This window comes from Niabella agricola, from assembly GCF_021538615.1.
Taxonomy (GTDB): Bacteria; Bacteroidota; Bacteroidia; order Chitinophagales; family Chitinophagaceae; genus Niabella; species Niabella agricola.
The window spans coordinates 948803-970910 of record NZ_JAJHIZ010000002.1; the positions used below are offsets into that span (position 1 = coordinate 948803).

The 22108-nt window shown below is 46.3% G+C and carries 21 protein-coding genes; 7 read left to right on the plus strand and 14 right to left on the minus strand.

The features are described from left to right. Nucleotides 1-143 precede the first annotated feature (143 nt). The 4 genes from LL912_RS04355 (at nt 144) to LL912_RS04370 (ending at nt 5006) form a co-directional block, all read left to right on the plus strand. Entirely contained in the window at nt 144-698 is a 555-nt protein-coding gene (locus tag LL912_RS04355) for an HD domain-containing protein (RefSeq protein WP_235552336.1), read from the plus strand. A gap of 194 nt (nt 699-892) precedes the next feature. Next, the gene (locus LL912_RS04360; RefSeq protein WP_235552337.1) at nt 893-1174 is read left to right on the plus strand and encodes a TFIIB-type zinc ribbon-containing protein; all 282 of its coding nucleotides are present in this window, start codon (nt 893-895) and stop codon (nt 1172-1174) included. A 317-nt stretch (nt 1175-1491) separates the two neighbouring features. Next, nucleotides 1492-2529, plus strand: coding sequence for a helix-turn-helix domain-containing protein (locus LL912_RS04365; RefSeq protein ID WP_235552338.1), 1038 nt, complete (start codon nt 1492-1494; stop codon nt 2527-2529). 95 nt (nt 2530-2624) lie between these two features. Continuing rightward, a complete protein-coding gene (locus tag LL912_RS04370) occupies nt 2625-5006 on the plus strand; it encodes an outer membrane beta-barrel protein (protein WP_235552339.1) in 2382 nt (793 codons plus the stop codon). 118 nt (nt 5007-5124) lie between these two features. On the opposite strand, the gene LL912_RS04375 is transcribed toward LL912_RS04370, so the two are convergent. Continuing rightward, nucleotides 5125-5685, minus strand: a complete 561-nt coding sequence (locus tag LL912_RS04375; protein ID WP_235552340.1) for a dihydrofolate reductase family protein — start codon at nt 5683-5685, stop codon at nt 5125-5127. A 109-nt stretch (nt 5686-5794) separates the two neighbouring features. Here LL912_RS04375 and LL912_RS04380 point away from each other — a divergent pair, with 109 nt between their 5' ends. Further along, complete coding sequence (locus tag LL912_RS04380) at nt 5795-6196, plus strand: DUF1801 domain-containing protein (RefSeq protein ID WP_235552341.1); 402 nt, start codon at nt 5795-5797, stop codon at nt 6194-6196. Between the two features lie 1179 nt (nt 6197-7375). On the opposite strand, the gene LL912_RS04385 is transcribed toward LL912_RS04380, so the two are convergent. Beyond that, nucleotides 7376-9109, minus strand: coding sequence for a choice-of-anchor Q domain-containing protein (locus LL912_RS04385; protein WP_235552342.1), 1734 nt, complete (start codon nt 9107-9109; stop codon nt 7376-7378). A gap of 412 nt (nt 9110-9521) precedes the next feature. On the opposite strand from LL912_RS04385, the gene LL912_RS04390 reads away from it, so the two are divergent. Then, the gene (locus LL912_RS04390) at nt 9522-10277 is read left to right on the plus strand and encodes a sulfite exporter TauE/SafE family protein (RefSeq protein WP_235552343.1); all 756 of its coding nucleotides are present in this window, start codon (nt 9522-9524) and stop codon (nt 10275-10277) included. A 1-nt stretch (nt 10278) separates the two neighbouring features. On the opposite strand, the gene LL912_RS04395 is transcribed toward LL912_RS04390, so the two are convergent. Beyond that, nucleotides 10279-10764 (minus strand): lipocalin-like domain-containing protein, encoded by a 486-nt coding sequence (locus tag LL912_RS04395; protein ID WP_235552344.1) that lies wholly within the window; start codon nt 10762-10764, stop codon nt 10279-10281. Nucleotides 10765-10968: 204 nt separating this feature from the next. Between LL912_RS04395 and LL912_RS04400 the strand changes: the two genes are divergently transcribed. Next, on the plus strand, nt 10969-11946 hold the full coding sequence (locus tag LL912_RS04400) for a metallophosphoesterase family protein (RefSeq protein ID WP_235552345.1): 978 nt from the start codon (nt 10969-10971) through the stop codon (nt 11944-11946). 296 nt (nt 11947-12242) lie between these two features. On the opposite strand, the gene LL912_RS04405 is transcribed toward LL912_RS04400, so the two are convergent. The 11 genes from LL912_RS04405 to LL912_RS04455 form a co-directional block, all read right to left on the minus strand. Then, nucleotides 12243-12773 carry a DUF488 domain-containing protein gene (locus LL912_RS04405; RefSeq protein WP_235552346.1) on the minus strand — a complete coding sequence of 177 codons (531 nt, stop codon included), beginning with the start codon at nt 12771-12773 and terminating at the stop codon, nt 12243-12245. Nucleotides 12774-12851: 78 nt separating this feature from the next. After that, nucleotides 12852-13079 (minus strand): hypothetical protein, encoded by a 228-nt coding sequence (locus tag LL912_RS04410; protein WP_235552556.1) that lies wholly within the window; start codon nt 13077-13079, stop codon nt 12852-12854. Further along, nucleotides 13040-13330 carry an alpha/beta hydrolase gene (locus LL912_RS04415; protein WP_235552347.1) on the minus strand — a complete coding sequence of 97 codons (291 nt, stop codon included), beginning with the start codon at nt 13328-13330 and terminating at the stop codon, nt 13040-13042. Before LL912_RS04415 ends, LL912_RS04410 begins: the two co-directional genes overlap by 40 nt. A 35-nt stretch (nt 13331-13365) precedes the next feature. Next, entirely contained in the window at nt 13366-13659 is a 294-nt protein-coding gene (locus LL912_RS04420; RefSeq protein WP_235552348.1) for a hypothetical protein, read from the minus strand. Between the two features lie 95 nt (nt 13660-13754). Continuing rightward, nucleotides 13755-15104 carry a Gfo/Idh/MocA family protein gene (locus LL912_RS04425; RefSeq protein WP_235552349.1) on the minus strand — a complete coding sequence of 450 codons (1350 nt, stop codon included), beginning with the start codon at nt 15102-15104 and terminating at the stop codon, nt 13755-13757. Between the two features lie 173 nt (nt 15105-15277). After that, the gene (locus LL912_RS04430; RefSeq protein WP_235552350.1) at nt 15278-16147 is read right to left on the minus strand and encodes a Gfo/Idh/MocA family protein; all 870 of its coding nucleotides are present in this window, start codon (nt 16145-16147) and stop codon (nt 15278-15280) included. Nucleotides 16148-16170: 23 nt separating this feature from the next. After that, nucleotides 16171-17373: a Gfo/Idh/MocA family protein gene (locus LL912_RS04435; RefSeq protein ID WP_235552351.1), complete on the minus strand. Its 1203-nt coding sequence runs from the start codon at nt 17371-17373 to the stop codon at nt 16171-16173. Nucleotides 17374-17571: 198 nt separating this feature from the next. Next, a complete protein-coding gene (locus LL912_RS04440) occupies nt 17572-18357 on the minus strand; it encodes an alpha/beta hydrolase family protein (RefSeq protein ID WP_235552352.1) in 786 nt (261 codons plus the stop codon). Between the two features lie 131 nt (nt 18358-18488). After that, nucleotides 18489-19685 (minus strand): C1 family peptidase, encoded by a 1197-nt coding sequence (locus tag LL912_RS04445; RefSeq protein WP_235552353.1) that lies wholly within the window; start codon nt 19683-19685, stop codon nt 18489-18491. A gap of 174 nt (nt 19686-19859) precedes the next feature. Then, on the minus strand, nt 19860-21485 hold the full coding sequence (locus LL912_RS04450; RefSeq protein WP_235552354.1) for an ABC-F family ATP-binding cassette domain-containing protein: 1626 nt from the start codon (nt 21483-21485) through the stop codon (nt 19860-19862). A 120-nt stretch (nt 21486-21605) separates the two neighbouring features. Beyond that, nucleotides 21606-22061 carry a GNAT family N-acetyltransferase gene (locus LL912_RS04455; RefSeq protein ID WP_235552355.1) on the minus strand — a complete coding sequence of 152 codons (456 nt, stop codon included), beginning with the start codon at nt 22059-22061 and terminating at the stop codon, nt 21606-21608. Nucleotides 22062-22108 lie beyond the last annotated feature (47 nt).

The window sequence follows — 22108 nt, forward strand, 5'->3', positions numbered from 1 at the left end:
TGAAAGAGCATGTTTCCGACGGATGCGGCATATGGTTTTTTAGCAGACAGGGGTTTGCCGGGTAGATTGGTACAGTTTTTTGAGCGGTTATCAACGCGTGCCCCGGACTGTTCTGTCGGAGAAAAGGAGCGCGCCTGTTAAGCATGGCAGAAGATATTTTAAACCGGATCATTGCTTTTGCAGACCGGGCTCATGGAGCACAAACACGCAAGTACACACCAGACCGGTATATCGTACATCCCGTGCGGGTTATGGAGATCTGCCGCATGTATACGCAAAGCCTGCCGGTGCTGGCAGCAGCCCTGTTACATGATGTGCTGGAGGATACGGCCACGACCGAAGAAGCGATAAGGACATTTTTAGCTTCGCTTATGCCGCTGGCCGCGGTTCAAAAAACAATGCAACTGGTAGTGGAGCTTACCGATATATACACCAAGTCCCGGTATCCGCAGTGGAACCGGTATAAGAGAAAAAAAATGGAAGTGGCGCGTCTCCGGCGGGTAAGCGCCGAGGCCCAAACCATAAAGTATGCGGATATTATGGACAACAGCGGGGAAATTGTTCAACAGGATCCGGATTTCGCAAAGCGTTTTTTACTGGAATGCCGGGATGTTCTGATCGTGGCCACCAGGGGAAATCAGGAGCTCTATAAACGGACGCTTGAAGTGGTAACAACAGCACTGGCAACGATACGATGATACCAACCAGGATCGCAGAAACAGGAAGGTTCAAAATAGGTCAGGAATAACGAATGCCTGTAGCAAATGGCAACAAATTGTTAAAACTGTTTCCCACGAACAACAATGATGGTATCCGTAATGTTGCTGTTGCAATGCCGGTCTTATAAGTTATAATTCCGCAAGCATTGTTTACCAACTGAAAATAATAAGAAATGAAATGTCCAAATTGTAATGAAACCTTGTTGATGACCGAACGGCAGATGGTTGAAATTGACTATTGCCCTAACTGCAGAGGCGTTTGGCTTGACCGGGGCGAGCTGGATAAACTATTAGAGGTGGCCTCCGAGCAAAAAAATACGATCTCACCCCAAAAGGAGAAAGGGTACGAAGAGCGGGGTGACCGTTATTCCAACCAGAACGATGGTAAAAAATATGAGCAGCAGTATCCGCGTAAGAAAAAGTCTTTCCTGTCCGATTTTTTTGACTTTGATTAGCAACGGCGTGCCGGCGGTATTGCAGGAGTGCCCTATATCAGTCTGCTGGCCGGTCGTACCGGCGAAGAAACACAGAATTGATGCTTATTAAAACAGTCACCTTAGTGATCCGGGCAACTCCAACCATTAATGCCTAAAACAATAAACTCCGGAGCGGTAAACATAACGATGATAGATCCGGTTCATATCGATCTATCCGATATTGCTTATTGGCAGATAAATAATGGCAGCCGATGACCGGATCCGAAGTTGAGTGGTAATTCAATAATATTTGAATATCTTTAGTTCCTGTTCCGGGCTTTAATTAGAACTATGCTATGAATGCGTCACAGGGATTGTTTTATTTTATAAGTGGATTAAGTACATTAAACGGTTTTTTATTCGGTAGTTATTTGCTGTTCCTGAATAAATCCCGGGTAACACATCACCTGTTGCTGGGCTTCCTGCTGTTGCTTTTGTCCGTAAAGCTGGGAGATGCCGTTTTCAGCTATTTCCATCCGGATCTGTCTCTGGTTTATATCCAGATGGGCTTGAGCGCCTGTTTGCTTATCGGTCCTACACTTTACTTTTATGCCCGGTCCTGTATTTTTCCCCAACAGGTCTTTTTCAGGAACTGGAAGGTTTCCTTCCTGCCGTTTATGGCACTGATCGTTATCGGCCTTATGTACCCGATGCAGTTGTATCCCGAGATATGGAAGCAATATCTTGTAAAACTGGTATATGCCATTTGGTTTTCCGGCCTTGCAGTTACCTGTGTTTTTTATTGGAAGTATAAAGACAGGTTCAGGGAAGGATCCTATTTCCGGTATATACTTCTTGGTAATATTATTTATTATACCGGGTTCTCCGGGATGATGAAAGGTCCTGTTTGCATTGTAGGCGCCATCGCTTTTACCCTTTTAACGTATCTGAAAATTTATGAGGTTTTCCGGAACAACCCCGAAGAGCGGTCTTCCATAAAAAAGCCTGAAAAGTACCAGCATAAAAAGATCCCCGGGAAACAGGCAGACCTGCTGATCCAAAAATTGGAAAAAATAGTCCTGGAAGAAAAACTGTACCTGCTGCCCGATATAAAACTAGGCGATGTGGCGTCCCGAAGCAATATGACAAATCATCAGCTCTCACAATTATTGAATGATAATCTGAAGCAGCGCTTTTCCGCCTTTATCAACGGATATCGTATAAAAGAAGCTTGTAAACTGATCGTTGAAAAGCCACATATACGGATCGAGGAAATCGGCTATGAGGTGGGATTTAACTCCAAGTCTACCTTTTTTACGGTGTTCAAAAAACTAACCGGCATCACACCTATGCAGTACCGGGAGGGCGTTCCGCAGACAACACCGTCATACTGAGGTTTTATTTTATAAAACCGTACTTCGGTATTCCAATTCCGGAACCTGTTTCAACCACCCGGCTAATACATTTGGGTAACTAAATTTTTACCCGGATGCCGCGCAGTTTCAAACTTTTTAAATTACTGATTTTCATTTTATATGCACCATTTAGCTTTAGCCAGGTCAAGGGTAGGGTAGTAGACAGTGTTGCAATTTTGCCCATAAAGGGCGCCTCAATTACGCTGGTGCTGGCGGATGACAGCAGCCATTTAGTAACAGGCAGCGCCGATAGTCTGGGATATTTTGAGCTTGCTGTTATACGGCCTGCCCGGTATATCCTCCGGGTCAGTTCAGTTGGTTATAATGCCAAGCAGTTTTCTGTTGCTTTAGCAGACAAGCACGATCTTGGCGCTATCCGGTTATCACCCCGGCCCCAGGTTTTAGAAAACATTACGGTTACCGCAGGTCAGAGGCCTGTCAGTTTGTCGCAGGGGAACACCATTATTCAAGTAGCCGGAAATACACAATTGAAAACAGCCCTCAATCTTTTGGATGTATTAAAAAATACACCGGGTATCCAGGTGGCCGCGGATGGTAGTTTGCAAATGGGGAACCGGGTGCGTCCTGTTTTCTTTTTAAACGGGAAGCCGCTGCTCTTGGACGGCGAAGCACTCAATAATTATTTAAAAACGCTTACACCCGATAAAGTGGCATCCATGGAGGTGATTACCAACCCGGGGGCACAATATGATGCTGAGTATAAAGGGGTCATCGATATCCGACTAAAAAAAAACCATACTGAGGGCTGGAGTGGCAACTATTCCAGCCTGCTGCAGCAGAACCGGTATACCAACAGCAATCACACCCTTAATCTCTTTTATACCCGGGACAAATTTTCGGCTACAGCAGTTGCTAGCTATATGGCAGGCAGCGATATTTACCGGTACCGCACATATCAGCATTTAGCCAGTACCGACATCCTGCAAACGAAACTGGATCAAAAGAACTTGCAGCGAAACCCGGGCATCCAACTAGGCATCAGTTATCAGCCCAATACCATGCACCAGATGGGTTTACAGTTACGGGACTATATCATAAACAGCCAACGGGAACGGTCCGGTTCCCTGTATGCCGTAAAAAAAGCAGGAGACGAAATCGCGTTCTTTACCAAAAGCAATAACCCCACACATTATGTGCAAAAAAACAGAAGCGCCCGACTGGACTATACCTTTCAAAAAGAAAAGACCCGTATCAGTTTTCTGGGATCAGTACTGGAGGTAACGAATACCCAGCAGGATGCATTTATTAATACAGACCAGCTAACCCAAAAAGAATCAGAACACTGGAACACCGATCTGTTGAACAAAATACGGGTGTATACTGCACAGGCCGACCTTAGCAGGAAACTAAAGAACTGGTACCTGGATGCCGGGGTTAAATTCAGCCGGTCGGTTACAAATAATGACATTCGATACGATACCCTGCAGATTGACCCTCCGGTTTTTGTTCCGGATGCTTCCAGAAGTAATCTGTTTATTTATAACGAAGATATTAACGCGGCATATATATCTGCAAATGGAAAAATCGGAAGCATCCAGGTAACGGCAGGGCTGAGAGGAGAGCAGACACTATCACGGGCACATTCGGTTACCACAGCCTCCAGTATTCATAAATCGTATATCCAATGGCTGCCATCTGCCACCGTTCATTACCAGATTGACCAACGGCAGGAGCTTTCATTTTCCTACGCCAGGCGCATTACCCGGCCTCCGTTCAGTCAGCTCAATCCCTTCCGGTTCTACCTGAGCGCACTAAATTACTGGATCGGCAATCCCTATCTTGACCCTTCCACAACCAGCCAGTTTAAAATAAATTACCGGTTCCGGTCGTATCTGCTTGAACTTAACGCTGGAAAAGAGTCCGATGTCATCAGCCGGTACCCGATGTACGATACAGTCACCAATGAGATGGCTTTTTTAGGCACCAACCTTCCATATCGGAAATTTGCCAATATATCCGTTGTATTACCTTTTACCGTTAACAAATTATGGCAGATAAACTTGCAGCTCATGGGCTATTATAACAAAGAACAGCAACCTTACCTGGATAAAATTTACAACCCGGTCGTTTATAACTATGTCTTAAAACTCAACCAGGTTTTTACGTTTAATAATCATTTTTCTGCAACTGTTTTTACCAATTACGAGTCCCGTTCCGGCAACAGTCTGTATATTTTTAAACCGATGTATCATATTGATATCGCCCTGCAAAAAGGTTGGTTTTCAAACAAGCTCCATACCAGGGTTGCTTTTTCCGATATTCTTAATACGTACTACCAGCAGCTCCAGTTCAGGTATAAGGAAATCATAAACAATCAATTTTCGCACTGGTGGGGAATGCAGAAACTGCAGGCAACCATCAGCTACTCCTTCGGAAAAGCCAGTCAACACAAGAAGACAGCAGTATCTGAAGAAGAGAACCGGGCAACCAGATAGGCGGATCTGTCCAAATAAGAAAACGGATCTATAGCGTTTTTTAAGGGATCTTTTCTGGAGGCCAGAGGGAGCGCGCAAGCCGGCAAACAAGCGAAAGGATGATAATTCCTGTTGATGGTCATTTTTTTAGCGGCTCATAATAAAGCGTGATAGCTCCTGAACCAAAGGTCTTTGTATTTATGAGTTTAAACGCGGCTCTATGATCGATGTTGTTAAATAGAGGCAAACCGCTGCCCGCTACAACCGGATGAATGGTTAATTGAAATTCGTCGATTAAATTAAGGTTTAGCAAAGCGATGATCAGGCTCCGGCTACCCACCAAAATATCTCCCATACGGCCATCTGCAGATTGCTTGAGCGCAGCAACTTCTTCTTCAAGGGTACCTTTTGCGAGCCGCGTACTAGCCCAATGCACCTTTTTCAAAGTATGGGAAAAAACAACCTTTGGAATCTTGTCCATCACCCTTGCAAAATCATCTGTTTCTGGATTCCCCGTTGGATTTTTGACCACTGTTGGCCAGTATTCCATTAATTGATAGGTGATTCTTCCATATAATATAACATCTGCGCTGCGTAAGAGGTCTGCATAATGCTGATGTAGTTCATCATCCGGTATGATTGCGGTGTGATCGCAAAACCCGTCAAGCGTCATATTGATTCCTGCGATTAGCTTTCTCATTTTATGCTGTTTATACCCATTGCAAATACTGCATGAGGCGCATAAAAGATAAAATTTTTGTTAGTAACGGAGCAAAAAATATTTTTATAGAAAGAATATACAACCGGTGATGGAAAAAAGAAAGATAAAGTTTCGTTCATTATTGGAGCTGTTTGAATTTCTTCCTGCAGACCAGGCCTTGCTGCTTGATGTGCTGCGTCAGATTGCCATTGATACATTGAACGGTTATGGTAAAGAAAAAATGTCCTATAACGTGCCGTTTTTCTATGGAAACCGGTCTTTATTGCTGATTTATCCCGCGGCCGTTCCGCGCGGAGGTTTTAAAAGCGGCGTGATGTTCGCCTTTTGGTATGGTAACCGGTTAAAAGATGAAGCGCATTATTTAGAGCACGGAACAAACAAACAAATTTATTACCGGGTTTATCAATCGGCCGGAGAAATCAATATAGCGGCCTTACGAAAACTGATACTTGAAGCTATTGAGCTAGACAAAACGTTCAAAAAAATTTAATATTGATGCTCTTTCTTTGTATGTATCAAACCCATAGCATTGGCGAAGCTTATTACAGCATCCGGATTTATATTGTTTAAATGAAGCGCTGTATCTGGTCGTAAAAGGAGGGGTGCCGTCCTGCGTTATGCGCGGGGTAAGGTGCGAAGTATTTAAAGACGAGTGTTGCGCTATTTCTCGGAATCGTTTTTTTACCAATTTGCGGGAACCGCATTTTTAAAAACGGGGAATCGCCCCGCAATAGGCGCCGATCGTAGAGAAAATGATGGGGGAGTCGAAATTTTATATAAGAGTTCATTTTATTTAAAAATCAACTATATATGAAAGTTATAATACTAAATAGTTTATTTATAGAGAGGTTGACATTATGTTAAATAGATAGGGCGAAGATTTTCAAAAACAGGAATAGCCGTTAAAATTGTTATGGTTTGCCTGGCATCTTTCAGACTGACCTAACAGCTTTGCTGAAAACCAGCGCAAAAGACTGGCCCCCATAAAATCAACGCAGTGATTCGGTTATCTTTTAAGAATATACTAAACTAATAAATACTGCTACTCAGTAAATTTTGTTATAAATCAAAGTGTTACAATTTGCGTGTAAAATAATTAAGGAGCTAAAATCATACTGCAGAAATATTGTTTACTTTATAAAGACAGTGCCGGAGCACCGAAAAACCCGTACATCACAAAAGCTCATACAGAAACAATTTCCTGGGGATTCATTTTATTTAAGGGATTACAAAAGATCAACAAAGAAGGATACTTGAAAAATCAGCGCCATATAGAAATACAGCGCTGTCGTTTTTAAATGTAAACCCTAACTAATGCAGGCATGAAAATCCGGCCAGCAAACGGGCCAGATGATTCACACATGCATCTACAAAGGTACAGTAATTATTTATTTCTTATAATTTATATTATGTTAAATAATGAAATCGCCCAACGCCCAGAACACTGATCTTTTCCCGGTACCAATCATAGAACCGTTTCATTGTCTTTACAACAAAATATATTCCTGCTGCGCCCTTCACCCCTGGCTCATCCGGTCTTCGATCCTGTCGGACTCAGGTTCAATTAAAAACCCGGCATGCGTATGATACAACATGCCGGGTAAGTCTTATGCGAATTGGGAGCGATGCAATTCCTGCCCCGCAAATGAATATGCAGTAAATGCCGTGTTTATTCTCTTACGATCTGGATGATCTTTGACATATGTTCTGAACTATCTTTATCTACCTGCACCAGGCGTGCGTACAGTGTGCCGGTTTCAACACGCTCAATCTTGTCATTTTTCCTGCAGGCAAATATTAGGATGCAAACCAGGAATGCGGCCACTGCCAGTGCCCGCCTGCGACGGTTGGATGCAACAACGCCCAGCAGCAGGAACCCGGCGCTTAGGCCGAGTGTGGCCAATGGAATCGCAACCGCATATTCCAACGCTGCATGGCTGTTGCCGGCCATCGCTTTGCTTTGGACGGTTTGAACTGTTTTCCAATTTGCACCATCAACAGATACCTGTATTAAAAAATGATCATTGTTGATTTCTGTTTCTGTATTCCAGTTAAATAATAAGTGCCCGCTTTTTATAGTAGCCCGGAAGCTGCCAAACATTACCGGAAGCGCGGTCTGTAATTCAAAGGCGCCCCTGTCGATGGCATTGCCCGCCACACGCGGGTTACCGGCAAGGTCAACCATTGTTCCGGTGATATTAGCAGCATTCCATAACGGCGTGTTGCCGGTATTAATAGCAGGGCTTGCTGCCATTAATGTATAGTTGCCGCTGCCGGCATTGGTAAAAGTAGGGTTTGCATTGGAGTTGCCCGTGCCGGCCGGTGGCGCAGCGCCCTGTACAATACTATGGGCGACCTCCATAGGAATGCCTCCGGCGTTTTGGATTATACTAACGGCACCGGGCTGCTGGTTCCAGAGAATGCTATTGATCAATACCGGGTTTCTGACGGGGTTCCCCATACCAAAGTCTGACACATCACTAAAGATACTGCTGCCTGCGAGTGTGGCTACATTATCCACGATGGTTGTATTTACCAGCATCAATGAATCTGCCCGGTTGTAAATAGCGGCCCCATTTTTTGCCGTATTGCCCGTAAAAAGTGCATTGATGACTATCGGGTCAACACGGGGATCTGTAAAATAAAGCCCGCCCCCCCATTCTGTAGCGGTGTTATCGCGAACCGTGATATTGAAGAACACAGGTGCTCCAAAGATGTAGGCCCCGGCTGCGTAAGCGGACCTGTTGCCGCTGATTTCCACATTGCTGAGCCGTAAAGAATGATTGCCCGATAAAAGCGAGCCGGCCCCCGCGTTTCTGATGTAGGTGATATTGTTTCCTGGTACACGTACCTCAGGTGTCTGATGGGTGGCATTGGCATTGCCGCCGGTTATTTTTAACCCATCCAGGTGCACGTTACCACCGCCCATACTGATGAGCACATGGTAAACATTATCTGCGGCATCGTTTGGAGCGCCAATATCTCCGCTCAAAGTGGTAACATAGGTCTTCCAATTACGCTGCCCCATGCCGGGATTTCCTGTAGATGGAAACCCGCCATACAGATGTACACGGTCCATTACTACAAACGCATTGTCGCGTCCGCCATTGTTCTGATACCGGTTATTATCTGCATCATACAGAGGCTTATAGGTTCCCTGGGCAATAAAGATGCGTAGGGAGTCGCCCGCAAGCCAGTTGTTATCAGCATCGTACTGCTCTCTTGCCCACTTGAGGGCATCGGCCAGTTCCGGAATGGCATTGGCCCAGGAAGATCCATTGCCGTTTCCGCCGGATACGGCTTTATTCACATAGAGTATACGATCATTTGTTGGGGTTATCTGCGCCGGGAGCGCACCTGCCCAGCACAGGCTAAAAAGGAGCAGCGGGTAGACTTTTTTCATTTTTAAGGTTGATTGGGGTTACTATAGATCTATTAATACTATTGGATTATATGAACGTATGGTGGTTGTAAGGCATACCAGAACGGGCAGGTATTCCGGATCCGAAATTAAAAGCTGCAAGACAGGCTTAAATTATAGGAACATAGCAGGGCAATTATTTCATTCTGTTTTTTATAGTTAGACCAGTCTCATCAATAGAAGCGGATAACGTTCATTAATGAATTTAGGTTGTTGTTGTTTTAAATAGTTTCAGAGAAGAAAGATGCAATATAAGCAAAAAAAAATCAAAATTGCTGCGTAAACAGAAATGAAGTTCTGTCAAATGGATAACCCTCCTACACGCTCTGTGAACCGGTAATGATACGATGGGATTCCCCTTCTGTATATTTGGATATTTCGTATTTTCACCCCTATGCCCTTGATCGTTATTCTAATTCTTGTTATCAGTTTTATTGCTGCCTTGGTACGGTCAACCCTGGGTTTTGGGGAATCATTGATTGCCGTACCACTATTCCTTTTTTTCCTTCCGGCTACGACGGCTGTGCCATTATCGGTAATGCTGTCCATTGTGATCGCGTTGATCATTGTGATCCAGGACCACCGGAAGATTCATTTTTATAGTGCAAAATGGCTTATTATTTATGCCGTTCCTGGCATTCCTTTGGGCCTGCTGATCCTGGTATATGGCAATGAGATCCTTGTAAAAACAGTGCTTGGACTGCTCATTATCGGCTATGCCTTGTATACTCTGGCTGCTAAAAGCACAAGGAATCTGACAAAAGATAACCAGTGGTGGCTTTTTATCTGTGGCTTTCTGTCGGGTGTGTTTGGTGGCGCATATGGATTGAACGGACCGCCCCTGGTGGTATACGGCAATCTCAGGAACTGGTCGGCCGTCCAATTCCGGGCAACGCTGCAAGCCTATTTTTTACCGGTAAGCCTGCTTGGCTTTGTGGGATATGCTGCTAAGGGATTAGTAACTGCTGAGGTAAATTACTATTTCCTGATAGCGCTGACCACCTCTATTCCGGCCATATTTTTAGGCAGATGGCTGAACCGAAAATTAAATAGCCGGTCCTTTCTCCGGTATGTTCTTTACGGACTGGTGGTAGTTGGCATTGTTTTAATGCTGATGGCCTGGTACCCGGAACTGACCACAATCGCATAACTCATTTATTGGAAGTTCCGGCGAATGGCGTTTTCACCCGGATGTATTTTTCAATATTGTACCGGTTTACATTGCTACCGGCAACTTTTTCTATCCCTTTCTGCACGAGTGTATCCTGGTGAATGGAAACAGTAAAACTGAAATCATTACCTTCCCAATCCCGGGCATTGCAATATTCCAGGTGCTCGGTGTATATACTGTCTTTGAGGCTATAGGTACCGCCTCCTGCAGCAAATACCGTGGAGTCTTTTCCGTTTTTAAACCCGTGCTGCAAAAAGGCGAAATGACTATCGTTGATGATCTTTATAAAAGAACGGTCTTTTGTATAATCGGTAACCGTGGTATCTCCATTTTCAATAAGCGTGCCGCTTAAAAGCTTCCAGGTACCGTTGATCGGCAGTCCGGCCGGGCCACTCTTTTCTTCAGTCTTTTGAGTGCAGGATATGGCAATCGCACATATGAAAATGATCGCAATTTTTGATCTCATAAAATATCTGTTTGCTATTTATTCAATGAAGATAGGAAAAACGATTCCGGATCGGTTAAAAATTCCGGGTATCCTGTTTATTTGCAGATACTTTGCGCCCCTCCTGGCGGTTTTATTTGGATCACTACGGAAAGCCAAAGCTCCTATCAAGCTTACATCCCCTCTTTAACAATTAATACATTTGATTTAAATTGCGGACTTAATATGAAACGGCAGACTACTACCCTTAGCCGGCGGCAATTTGTAAGGACTACGGCATCTGCAGGACTTGCATGGAGCATTCCTGCTACTGTTTTAAAGGCATTGAAAAAAGAAACGGTTAAGATTGGCATTATCACCGATCTGCACCAGGATCTGGTCCCTGATGGCTATGAGCGCCTCTTCGCTTTTATGACGGATATGAAAAAAGCAAAACCCGATGCGCTGTTGCAGATGGGCGATTTTGCCTATCCGGGCGATAAGAATAAAAAAGTGATTGACCTGTTTAAGGACGCGCATCCAAAGACCCTACATGTGATCGGAAATCATGATACTGATTCCGGCTATACAAAACAGCAATGCATTGATTACTGGGGAATGCCCGGACGGTATTATACATACCTGCTGAACGGGATCCGTTTACTGGTACTGGACGGCAATGATAAAGGGTCGCCTGTTGATAAAAAAGGTTATCCGGCCTATATTGGCCCGGAACAATTAGCCTGGCTGAAGGAACAATTGGAAATGAGAAAAGAGCCGCTCATCATTGTATCGCATCAGCCCCTGGCCGGTTCCGGTGCGGTGGATAACGCCGCTGAAATCCAGGCCTTGCTGGAAAAACACAGAAACAAGATCCTGCTGGCTATAAACGGGCATACACATATTGATGCTCATTACCATTTGAACGGCGTTCATTACGTGCATATCAATTCGGCCTCTTATTACTGGATGGGTGAAAAATATAAACACGCAATCTATGATCCGTCCATCCATAAGCAATACCCCTACCTCTCCTATACCTGTCCATATAAGGACGCGTTGTTTACCGTGCTTACCATTAATCCGGTTAAGGGGCGGGTTCATATAAGAGGAAAGAGCAGCCAGTGGGAAGGCAAATCCCCGGAAGCGCTGAATTATCAAAATTCAGCAATGCTTCATCTTGGCAAAGAGATCGTGCCCGGAATAAGCGAAATACAGTGGTAGCCAGCTCCGCGCAGTACATTTCTGGAAAACGCACCCTTCTTTTCTACTCCAGGGACAATTGGTCGAAAACACCGATTTTTAAGCAAAGCGGATGTGAAAACTCGCTAAAATCCATTCGTTGATCCTATACATATGGTCATGATGCCTGCGGATTTAACAACATACTCCTTCTGTGATTTATGGAACATTATTTTTCCTAAAAGAAAAATTTTCAGTCTAACTGCTTTTCGGCCAGATGCGGTCGGTAACGTTTGGGAAAAAATATCGTCCTCGAAAACATAGCAGGCGGCGCTTCGCTAATCAAACAGACCTGCATCAAAATAAAAAACACGGTTGCCAGCTACACGTGCCGGGGCCGTATACGGATGTTCCTCTATTTTTCCCACAGCCATAATGTGGAGTACCTTCCATCCCTTTGCTTTCAGGTAATCGGCCACGAGCGAGCGATGGCAGCGCCACCATACAGCCTCCGAGCACATGCAGGCTGTAGGCTGCTTTGTCGCAATCGCCTCCAGTTCCGTGATGCCTTTTTCAAAACCGGCGGTCTCCATATAGTCGGCGTATCCTCTGAAAGATGCGTTGCGCCAACGGTTGTTCCTGGAAGCCTCCTGTACTTTTCTTCTTCCTCCCAGGGCTTCCAGGTGTATATACCCGATGCCGTTATTGTTTAGCGCCGTGGCCAGCGCCTCGCTGTTAAACTGTGGAAATTTTTTTGAACCAGGAAAACGCCGGATATCGGCCAGCATGCGGATATTGAATGATTGCAGCATGCCGATGAACGCTTCTACGCTTTGGGTAGAATGGCCTATAGTATAGAGTGTATGCAATGCAGCTTATATCATGCAAGATACAAATTCCGGCTGTTAAAAGGAAATAAGGTCCCGTTAAGGAATCGCTTCCGATGTCTATTGCCCTGAAAGTTTTTTAAGCTCCCGCAATAACAATGGAAATGCCGGTTGCGCCATACCTCCATGATCATACCCCTGCAATTCATACAATTGCACACGGGTGTTGCCAGCTAGCTTTAACATTCGTAAAAGATAGGCATTTTCCTCATAGCGCCCGTAAAGTTCCAGTTCCCGGTCACCGGTAATCAGCAGGATGGATGGGAGGGCTTTTCGAACATGAAACAAGGGGCCAGAGAATCGATCCGGGGTTGTAAAGGCGTTATTCCCTGCTCCTCACGAACGGTAAAATGTGTAATACATTGGGCGCTGAATGGTACTGTGCCCAATATGCTGTCGGCATCAATGGCATAACGCTGTAAATATTTTTTATCCAGAGTCAGCATCAGGTTGAGGTACCCGCCAGCAGAATGCCCGGAGAGCACAATCCGCGATCGACTGCCGCCAAATTGTTCAATATGCTGAAACGCCCAGGCCACAGCTGCAGCAGCATCTTCTATATATTGAGGTGCGCTTACCCTGGGTGAAAAACGGTACCCACGCCTATAATAATATATCCCTTATTCATGAGGGCTTCGGGAATTTCCTTTTTCCCCGCTTTAAGTCCTCCTCCGTGGAACCAGATAACAGTAGCTGTATTTTTTTTGTTTTTCGGATAATAAATATCCAGCCGGCACTGGCTCTGCTGGTAGGCATCCTGCTTTACGGATGCCGGGTAATAAGGAATATCTTTTTGCCAGCCGTAATCGTTTTGTGCTTTTACCGGAAGCACCCAGCACCATATCACAAAAACAAGGAATCGTTTCATATCAGATCAGTTAAATCCTGATCAGCAAGATACGGTTTTCTGCCGGTTGTTATTACTGGTAGCCGGCTGCCCCTGATTGTTATCGATCGCTGGCATTATATTTTGGGCTCCCATCCTTTTTCATAGCTGCGGCTCCATAATTTTTCCGCAGCCGGATTATTGAGGATATGCCCGTTTTGCGGATTGGTGTTTAGCACACCGGTGGTTCGCTGGGCAATATTACCCAGTTGTACCAGGAGGGTGCTGATATGACCACTCTCAATATCGGAATTGAGCGCCGTACCTTTTTTTATACCATCAAACAGGTTTTGTACGTGAAAGCCGTCCAGGATACCAGCGGGGTTGGAAGTGTTGGTGGCATTTACCGCTACCTTGCTTTTTACGTCTTTCAGCAGTTTATTATCGAGATTATACACCTGGTAGCTGTCATCTCCGTTTATTTGCAGAGAGCCCTTCTCCCCGTAAAAAATCACGCCCACCGAAGCCCCATCTGAGAACCGGCCGTTAGCGCTCCTCCCCTCCCAGGTAATGGTACCTTTGTTGCCAAATTCCAGACCAATGGTTTGTGTATCGGGCGTTTGCCAGTCATCGGTGAAGAAATAACGTCCGCCGCTGGAAGTGACCTTTGTAGGGTAATCGACCTGTAAACCCCAACGGGCAAGATCCACCATATGGGTGCCATTGTTCAGCGCCTCACCGGTACCCCAGTGCCAGAACCAGTGCCAGTTATAATGAATCCGGTTATCCATATAGGGTTTACGGGGAGCCGGACCCTGCCAGAGATCATAGTTCAGCCAGTCGGGTACCGGGGCCTGTTTGCCGGTACCAATGGGTTTACGGCTGTTGGCATACCAGGTGCGTGCAAAATACGCTTTGCCGATGATTCCATTATGCAGTTCCCGTATGCCGTCCATAACATTGGGCCAGGACCGGCGCTGGTTGCCCATCTGGATCAGCCGTTTGTGTTTTTTTACCGATGCAATCAGCATTTCACCCTCGTGTGGGTTATGGCTGCAGGGCTTTTCCAGGTATACATGTTTACCCGCCTGCAGGGCCAGCAGGGCGGCTGGCGCATGCCAGTGATCCGGTGTGGCAATGACCATTACATCCACATCTTTTTGTTCCAATACCTTCCGGAAATCGGGCTGTGCCTTAGGTGCAACAGCCTGCAGCTTGGACAGTTTGTCGATACAGCGGTTCATGGCACGGCTGTCGGTATCCGACACATAGTTAATCTGACATTCTTTTTGCGCGGCGAAAGTTCCTGCCAGCGCTGATCCCCTGCTGTTGACACCCACCATGCCGGTAAGGATGCGTTCATTGGCTCCGGGTATATTGCGATAGCTGCGGGCACTGAACCCCGGCAGTACGCCACCTACCGTAAGAGCGGCAGCACTGAATGTGGTAGTCTTTAAAAAGTTTCTGCGGTTGGTCTTATTGGCCATGGTTGTTTAATTATGAGGTTTATAATTTGCTTTTTTATAAACAGATTCCAGAGTCACGGGAGCTCCGTTCCTTTTTTTGCTTTCATCCGCCGCCTCCATAAAGGCCAGGATGTCCAGGGTTTCCTTTGCAGGCACCGGCGGTTTACCGGTTTCAAAAAAACGGATGATTTCTTTTAATAACGGATCGTATCCTTTGAAACTGCCCAGGGTAACAGTTTTGTTCTCTGTAAAAATGGTACCGCCGTATTCCGATTTTCCACTGCGCGTGCCCCGGAAGCTACCGATACGTCCGTCGTTCCAGATGCCGGCCACAACATCGGTTTCAGGCGTGTGCAGCCGTATGACCGACTGACAACCTGCGCCCATGGCAGTAAAAAGTATTTCAACGCCGTGGATGCCATACCAGAACAGGTCCGGGTGCGTTTTCTCCAGGGAGCCGGGCTATACGTTTGCGCTCCGATAACTTTGCCATAGGTTCCTTTGAGAATTTCGTCCATACCGGTAATGTACCGGAGCGAGGAACTGGAAAAGACTGGTACTTTATATTGATCCGCGGCTTTAAAAATGGCAACGGCATCCTTCAGTGAAGCGGTCATGGGTTTATCAATAAAAAGCGGTTTACCCGCTTTTAATACCGGTAAGGCCTGTTCCATGTGCAGCCGGCCATCATTGGTTTCCAGGCAAACCACATCCACCTTCGACAGCAAATCAGCAATTGAGCTTGCGATGGCAACACCATATTGCTGTACTTCAGCTGTATAACCGGGGATGCGTTCAACACTGGTTGGAATATCATTACTGCCCCTGGGATAAGCGGCTACAACCCGGTAGCCTGAAAAAGCAGGATCCGGATCTTGTTTGTTCAGCGATTTTACAAAAGCAGCAGCATGCGAAGTGTCCAGTCCTATAATACCGATCCGTTTTCCCTGGGTAAAGGGCTTGTGCTGCGTAGCAGATGCGCCGCTCCGGATACCGAGCCCGATACCGGTAAGCGCGGAAAGACGCAAAAATCGCTTCCGGTCCATCGTTCGTTGTTTAAGCATTTTATGGTTGGTTTTGAATCCTGTTATATTGCCGAATACTCCTTCTGCCAACGCTGGGCCTGGCCGGTTTCGGCCGCAGTATTCCCCATGTGAACTGCGATGGCAACTTCTTTTCCCGTAGATACATTGCTGGCTACTGGTGTACCGTTTATGATCGAATCGGCAAACCCGCTAAGCGCAAAAAAGGTCGGCTCTATCTTTTTCTCATCTTTATATACATAAATCCCTTTGCCCTGCTGAAGTGCTTCCTTGGTGGCTCCGGTAACGCCGTCAACGGTAGCATACGTCCGTACCCGGTTCTCGGTATAAAACATGGCCGTATCGCGCCCCAGTTCAAAAGTCCCTTTTGAACCAAAGATCAGCATCCGGTAGCCGATAAATTCATTACTGAGCCGGGAGCCAACCAGCGAACGCACACCATTCGGGTATTCATATACGGCCTGTATGTTATCGTAGGTAGTGCGGCCATCTTTCCAGAAATTGATGCCTCCCATGGCCACCACACTCTCGGGGGCCGCTCCCGCGAGCCAGTTTACCAGGTCGATCTGGTGTGCTGCCAGCTCTGCAAGCAGCCCGCCGGAATATTCTTTATACATCCGCCAGTTTACAGCTTTTTCATGGCGCCCTCCTTCCACCGGCCGGCGCCAGTCGTTATTGCGGTTGTACTGCGATTCGAACTGGGTAACGGTTCCGATCATCCCTTCTGCCAGCAACTTTTTGATTTTCGCATACATTTCATAATAGCGGTACTGATGACCTACCTGTAGTACCAGTTTGGGATGCTGCTTCACCATGCGGGCCAGCGACAATGCCTGCTCAATATTATAGGTCATGGTCTTTTCTACGTACACATGTTTACCGGCGCTGATGGCGTCCATGGCCATCGGATGATGCAAAAACAAAGGAGTAGCAATGATCACCGCTTCTATATTTTTATCCGCCAGCAGCGCTTTATAGTCCTTGTAAGACCGGGCTCCGGGTGCCGCCAGTTTCATGCCCGATTGCAGATGAGCATCATCGATATCGCAGCAGGCAACCAGTTGCAGGGTCTTTATTTTCTGAAGCGTGGTCGCAAGCCCCAGGCCCCGCTGGCCTACCCCAATCAAACCCACCCGAACATGCTCCTTGCTCATAAGCGGCGTAAATGCAGCGGCCCCGATGGAATAACCCGCAACGGCTACCGAGCTTTGTTTCAGGAAATCGCGGCGTGAAAATCGTTTATTCATTTCTTTTGTTTAAACTGCCTGTAAGTTTCAGAAATTATGTTACACAACAACCGCTGCCAAACAGCGGTGCCGCTGTCAAACAATCGTTGACACACTTATCTGCTTTAAAGATATTTAAATTATGTGTATGTGTCAGCGAAAATCTCCGGTTACGTTACCGAAAATATTAAAAAAACAAAAGAACCAGTACCTCTGCTATCAAAGAGTGCCTAAAAACTCCAGCACGTAAGCAATGATTTCTTTGCGTTGGTGTGAATTACCGCTGTCATCCATGTCATTATGTATGGTATTTCGAAGTTTGATGATGCGGATCCCATATTGTTGTTGTTCAGCTGTACCGGGGAGTACGCCTTCGTCGGCCGGCTGATCACTGGAACGAAGGGTGAATACACGCGGGTTGCGGGTACGGGGCAATGCCATCCGCCGGTTATCCAGGGTAATCATCGCCGCAATGAGGCCCGGATATTTTTGTGGAAACAGGGCTGTCATGTCTCCGCCGTTGGAATGGCCGATCAGTGTCAGCTTTGTAAAATCGAGAAGCGGTTCCTTCTTGTTCAGCTGACCGATTGCATACCGGATATTTTCTACACCGCGTTCCCAAAATGGTTTGCGTACCACCTGGGGAATACCGGTTGCCGGCATCAATGAATCTGAAGGCAGTTCGTGTTGTATACTCAGTACATAGTAGCCGTGCATCGCCAGTGCCTCAGCCAAATAGCTATACTGCAGGTAATCGCCCCCTTTGTTGGAACCATAACCGTGATTGATGATCACCGGTTTTAAGCTGGCAGCTCGTTGTACAGCCGGTTTGTAGATCGCTACCGGGATCATCCTGTTACGGGAAGCATCGTACCAGCTTGCTGTATCCCTTGTAAATCCGGGGTCTGAGGGCCTGTTGCTCCTACCGGTTACCTTGCTGTTACAAGCATAGGAAAACCAGAAAAGCAGCAGGAAAAGCATGGAAAATGGTATGGTTTGTTTCATCTGGATCCGCCAATTGGTTTTTGGAATGGGAGCAAATGTACACTTCAGAAAATACAGAACTACACCGGAACCAACAAAAAGCTCCCGTAATTTTTACGGGGGCTTTTCTTTCTTTCTTCATAAGTGTCTTACTACATGGTGATCTTTGAAGCTACCGATTGCGGCACGGCTTTTTTATTTACCAGGATGCTGGTGGTTTTAAACTGTACGTATGCCTTGGTCACATGCAGGTAGCCTTTATAATCGTTGCTGGTACCCCAGGAGTTTTTAACAATATAGTATTCCTTTCCATTCTGGTCCTTTGATAAGCCAACGATATGCATACCATGGTCATCCGAAGTTTGCCCGTTTTCAATACCCAGCTGGCGCAGTTCTGCGGTAATCTCCGGCTCGGGTTTCGGACCGCTGAACCATTCTTTTTTCTGCACCGGAGCGATATTTTTTATGTAAGACATCGGGTCTTGCGGCACAAATGCCACACCGTTGGGCCAGCTGAAATAAGGCTCCGATACATCCGTACCCCAGGCAACCGTATATCCGTTTTTTAATGCGTAGTCGATAACTTCGGTGAGCATTGAAGGGGGAATATTGTAATCCCACTGAAAGGCCCAGTTATCCGGCACCATCATCATGGCTTTTTGCCAGTACGGCGTATTGTTCTGGGAAATAAACTCGATGTAGTTATTGGGATCGAGCCCTACTACTTCTTTTGCAAAGCTCTGCGGTGTGTAGCTTTTGTTTTGATAGGTGAACATTGGGGGCACGGCACCCAGGTATGCATCCAGCGTGGCAGAAAAGGCGCTCTTCCAACGGGGCGAAAGCACGCCGGCGGGATTTTTAATCACCGCATCCAGCATTGCTTTCAGGATGGCCTGCATTTCGCTGAAATTGTTGGTGGTAGCCCCGTTCAGCAAACCGGTGTATACTTCTTCAGGTACGGCACCATATTTGGCATACATATTAATGACGTCATGCGGTTCGCCGCCATCGCCCCAGCTTACAGCGCCATTCATTTTTACATAGTTCGCAGCTTTCTCTTCATACGATCTGCGGGCAGTGTAGATCTTGGCGAGCGGCACCGGTTTCCGCCCGGCTTTGATCATCTCAGATTCCAGAAACGAATTGGTGGAATAACTCCAGCAGGTGCCGGAAGATCCCTGGTTTTCTACGGGTGTTACCGCCAGGTTAATCACATTGGTAAACCGGAAGCCGGTGCTATCACTGCTGTTGCCGCTGATCTTTTTGATCAGGTCATCCTGGGCATGCAGCCAGCTGCTGCCGGCAACAGTTATGGACAGCACAACGGTTAAGAAAAACTTTCTACGCATTTTTTATCAGATTTTATCAATTGTTTGTAAAGCGGCGTTCCGCTAAAGCAATACTTAATGCCCGCAAAGAAAAGACTGTTGGTTCAAAATAATATGGAATTTTTTATGAACGGCGATGCTCCTAAAACAGGAACGGAGCCGTAGCTCCGTTCCTGAATATCTGCTGTAAATTTCTTATGCGTACATCTCGTCCCGCAGCACTTTTACGCGCTCATCTTCCAGGTATTCATCAAAAGTGCTCAAACGGTCGATGATTCCTTTGGGAGTGAGCTCGATGATCCGGTTGGCCACGGTTTGCATAAAGGTATGGTCATGGCTGGTCAGCAGCACCACCCCATTATAAACCGTACATTGTTCGTTAAAGCTCTGGATGCTTTCCAGGTCGAGGTGGTTGGTGGGTTGGTCCAGGATGATCACATTCGGGTTTTGCAACATCATTTTGCTCACCATGCAACGTACTTTTTCACCACCGCTCAATACATTGGTCTTTTTAAGCACCTCCTCCCCGCTGAACAGCATTTTGCCTAAAAATCCGCGGAGGAACGGCTCGTCCACGTCCGTAACATGAGGAGGTACAAACTGGCGCAGCCAGTCCATTAAATTCAGATCAGATTGAAAGAATTTGCTGTTTTCAATGGGCAGGTACGCCGGTGTAACGGTGGTGCCCCATTCAAAACTACCCGAATCGGCTTTTGCTTCGCCGTTAACAATCTCAAAAAACTGGGTTACGGCCAGCGGATCCCTTGAAATAAAGGCAATTTTATCTCCTTTATTTACACTAAACGTTACATTATTAAAAAGTACCCGGTCTTCGGTTGCCGATTTTAGCTTTTCAACATTCAGGATCTGGTTTCCTACCTCCCGCAGCGGCTGAAAGATAATACCCGGGTATTTCCGGTAGCTGGGTTCAATTTCCTGGAAGTCCAGTTTTTCCAGGGCTTTTTTACGGCTGGTAGCCTGTTTACTTTTGGAGGCATTCGCGCTAAAGCGGGCAATAAAGTCCAGCAGCTCCTTTTTCTTCTCTTCCAGCTTTTTATTCTTATCGCTGATCTGGCGGGCCATCAACTGCGAACTTTCGTACCAGAAGGAATAGTTCCCGGTAAATACTTTGATCTTCTGACGGTCTACATCCGCTACATGGGTACATACCGCATCCAGGAAGTGACGGTCGTGGCTTACGACCAATACAATATTTTCATAATCAGCCAGGAAATTTTCCAACCAGCCGATGGTTTCAATATCCAAACCGTTGGTCGGCTCATCCAGTAATAAAATATCCGGGTTTCCAAATAGTGCCTGGGCCAGCAATACCCGTACTTTCATATTGGAGGGAATATCCTTCATCAGCATCTGGTGCAGTTCATCTTTTACACCCAGTCCATTTAAAAAGGCCGCTGCATCACTCTCCGATTCGTAGCCCCCCATTTCGCCATATTCGGCTTCCAGTTCGGATGCTTTCATATAATCGTCTTCTGTGGCATCCGGGTTGGCATAGATCGCATCCCTGCGCAACATAGTGTCCCACATTTTTTTATGCCCCATCAAAACGGTATTGAGCACCGTCTGATCATCAAACTCAAACTGGTTCTGCTTCAACACCGCCATACGCTCACCCGGGGTGATGGATATGGTGCCCTTGTTTGCTTCGATCTCCCCGCTTAAGATTTTCAGAAAAGTTGATTTGCCCGCGCCATTGGCCCCGATAACGCCATAGCAATTCCCTTTTGTGAAGTTCACATTCACATCTTCAAACAAAACCCGCTTACCGTAAGCCAGTTTCAGATCTTTAACACTTATCATGAGTCCGTCTTTATTTATCTGTTTTCAAAAAGTGGTGCAAAGGTAACGCAAAGTTGACAGGTGGCGAAGTTTGACCGTTTAAAAGTTAACAGGCAACTGCTCTCTAAACCTGTTTTCCTGTTATTCAGGGCGATAGATCATTAAACGCCGGTGATGATCCTTAAAACCGCTGGCTGTATATAGCCCCCTGGCCCGTTCGTTGTGCTGTTCTACTTCCAGGAAAACGGCTTTCAGGTTATTACCGGCCGCATATGCCTTTACAAAGTTCACCGCGTATTTGCCATATCCCTTTCCGCGGGCCTTGTCTCCCAGGCACAGTTCATCCAGAAACGCAACGCGACCGCCAAATTCAAAGCTGAACAGAAAGGCCAGGACCAGGAAGCCGATGGGCGTTCCGGTTTCATCACAGATCATAAAGACCGCTCCCAGCTCCGGGTGTTCACTGATGTACCGGGCATTACTTCTTGTAAGGGCTTCATCAAACGGATACCCGTCAATGGCGAAGAAATCCCGTTTCAGATCTATAAACGCGTCGAGGAAGGCCGGTGTCAATGGGCGGATGATTTCATGATCCATATCTGTAAATTTAAAGCGCCTGCTCTGCAAAAATAAAACCGCCCCGG

Coding starts and splice junctions, on each gene's coding strand:
- LL912_RS04355 (WP_235552336.1), top strand. CDS start 144: ATGGCAGAAGATATTTTAAACCGGATCATTGCTTTTGCAGACCGGGCT.
- LL912_RS04360 (WP_235552337.1), top strand. CDS start 893: ATGAAATGTCCAAATTGTAATGAAACCTTGTTGATGACCGAACGGCAG.
- LL912_RS04385 (WP_235552342.1), bottom strand. CDS start 9,109: ATGAAAAAAGTCTACCCGCTGCTCCTTTTTAGCCTGTGCTGGGCAGGT.
- LL912_RS04440 (WP_235552352.1), bottom strand. CDS start 18,357: ATGAAACAAACCATACCATTTTCCATGCTTTTCCTGCTGCTTTTCTGG.
- LL912_RS04430 (WP_235552350.1), bottom strand. CDS start 16,147: ATGCTTAAACAACGAACGATGGACCGGAAGCGATTTTTGCGTCTTTCC.
- LL912_RS04445 (WP_235552353.1), bottom strand. CDS start 19,685: ATGCGTAGAAAGTTTTTCTTAACCGTTGTGCTGTCCATAACTGTTGCC.
- LL912_RS04380 (WP_235552341.1), top strand. CDS start 5,795: ATGGAAAAAAGAAAGATAAAGTTTCGTTCATTATTGGAGCTGTTTGAA.
- LL912_RS04375 (WP_235552340.1), bottom strand. CDS start 5,685: ATGAGAAAGCTAATCGCAGGAATCAATATGACGCTTGACGGGTTTTGC.
- LL912_RS04450 (WP_235552354.1), bottom strand. CDS start 21,485: ATGATAAGTGTTAAAGATCTGAAACTGGCTTACGGTAAGCGGGTTTTG.
- LL912_RS04390 (WP_235552343.1), top strand. CDS start 9,522: ATGCCCTTGATCGTTATTCTAATTCTTGTTATCAGTTTTATTGCTGCC.
- LL912_RS04425 (WP_235552349.1), bottom strand. CDS start 15,104: ATGGCCAATAAGACCAACCGCAGAAACTTTTTAAAGACTACCACATTC.
- LL912_RS04400 (WP_235552345.1), top strand. CDS start 10,969: ATGAAACGGCAGACTACTACCCTTAGCCGGCGGCAATTTGTAAGGACT.
- LL912_RS04395 (WP_235552344.1), bottom strand. CDS start 10,764: ATGAGATCAAAAATTGCGATCATTTTCATATGTGCGATTGCCATATCC.
- LL912_RS04435 (WP_235552351.1), bottom strand. CDS start 17,373: ATGAATAAACGATTTTCACGCCGCGATTTCCTGAAACAAAGCTCGGTA.
- LL912_RS04455 (WP_235552355.1), bottom strand. CDS start 22,061: ATGGATCATGAAATCATCCGCCCATTGACACCGGCCTTCCTCGACGCG.
- LL912_RS04365 (WP_235552338.1), top strand. CDS start 1,492: ATGAATGCGTCACAGGGATTGTTTTATTTTATAAGTGGATTAAGTACA.
- LL912_RS04370 (WP_235552339.1), top strand. CDS start 2,625: ATGCCGCGCAGTTTCAAACTTTTTAAATTACTGATTTTCATTTTATAT.
- LL912_RS04420 (WP_235552348.1), bottom strand. CDS start 13,659: ATGAAACGATTCCTTGTTTTTGTGATATGGTGCTGGGTGCTTCCGGTA.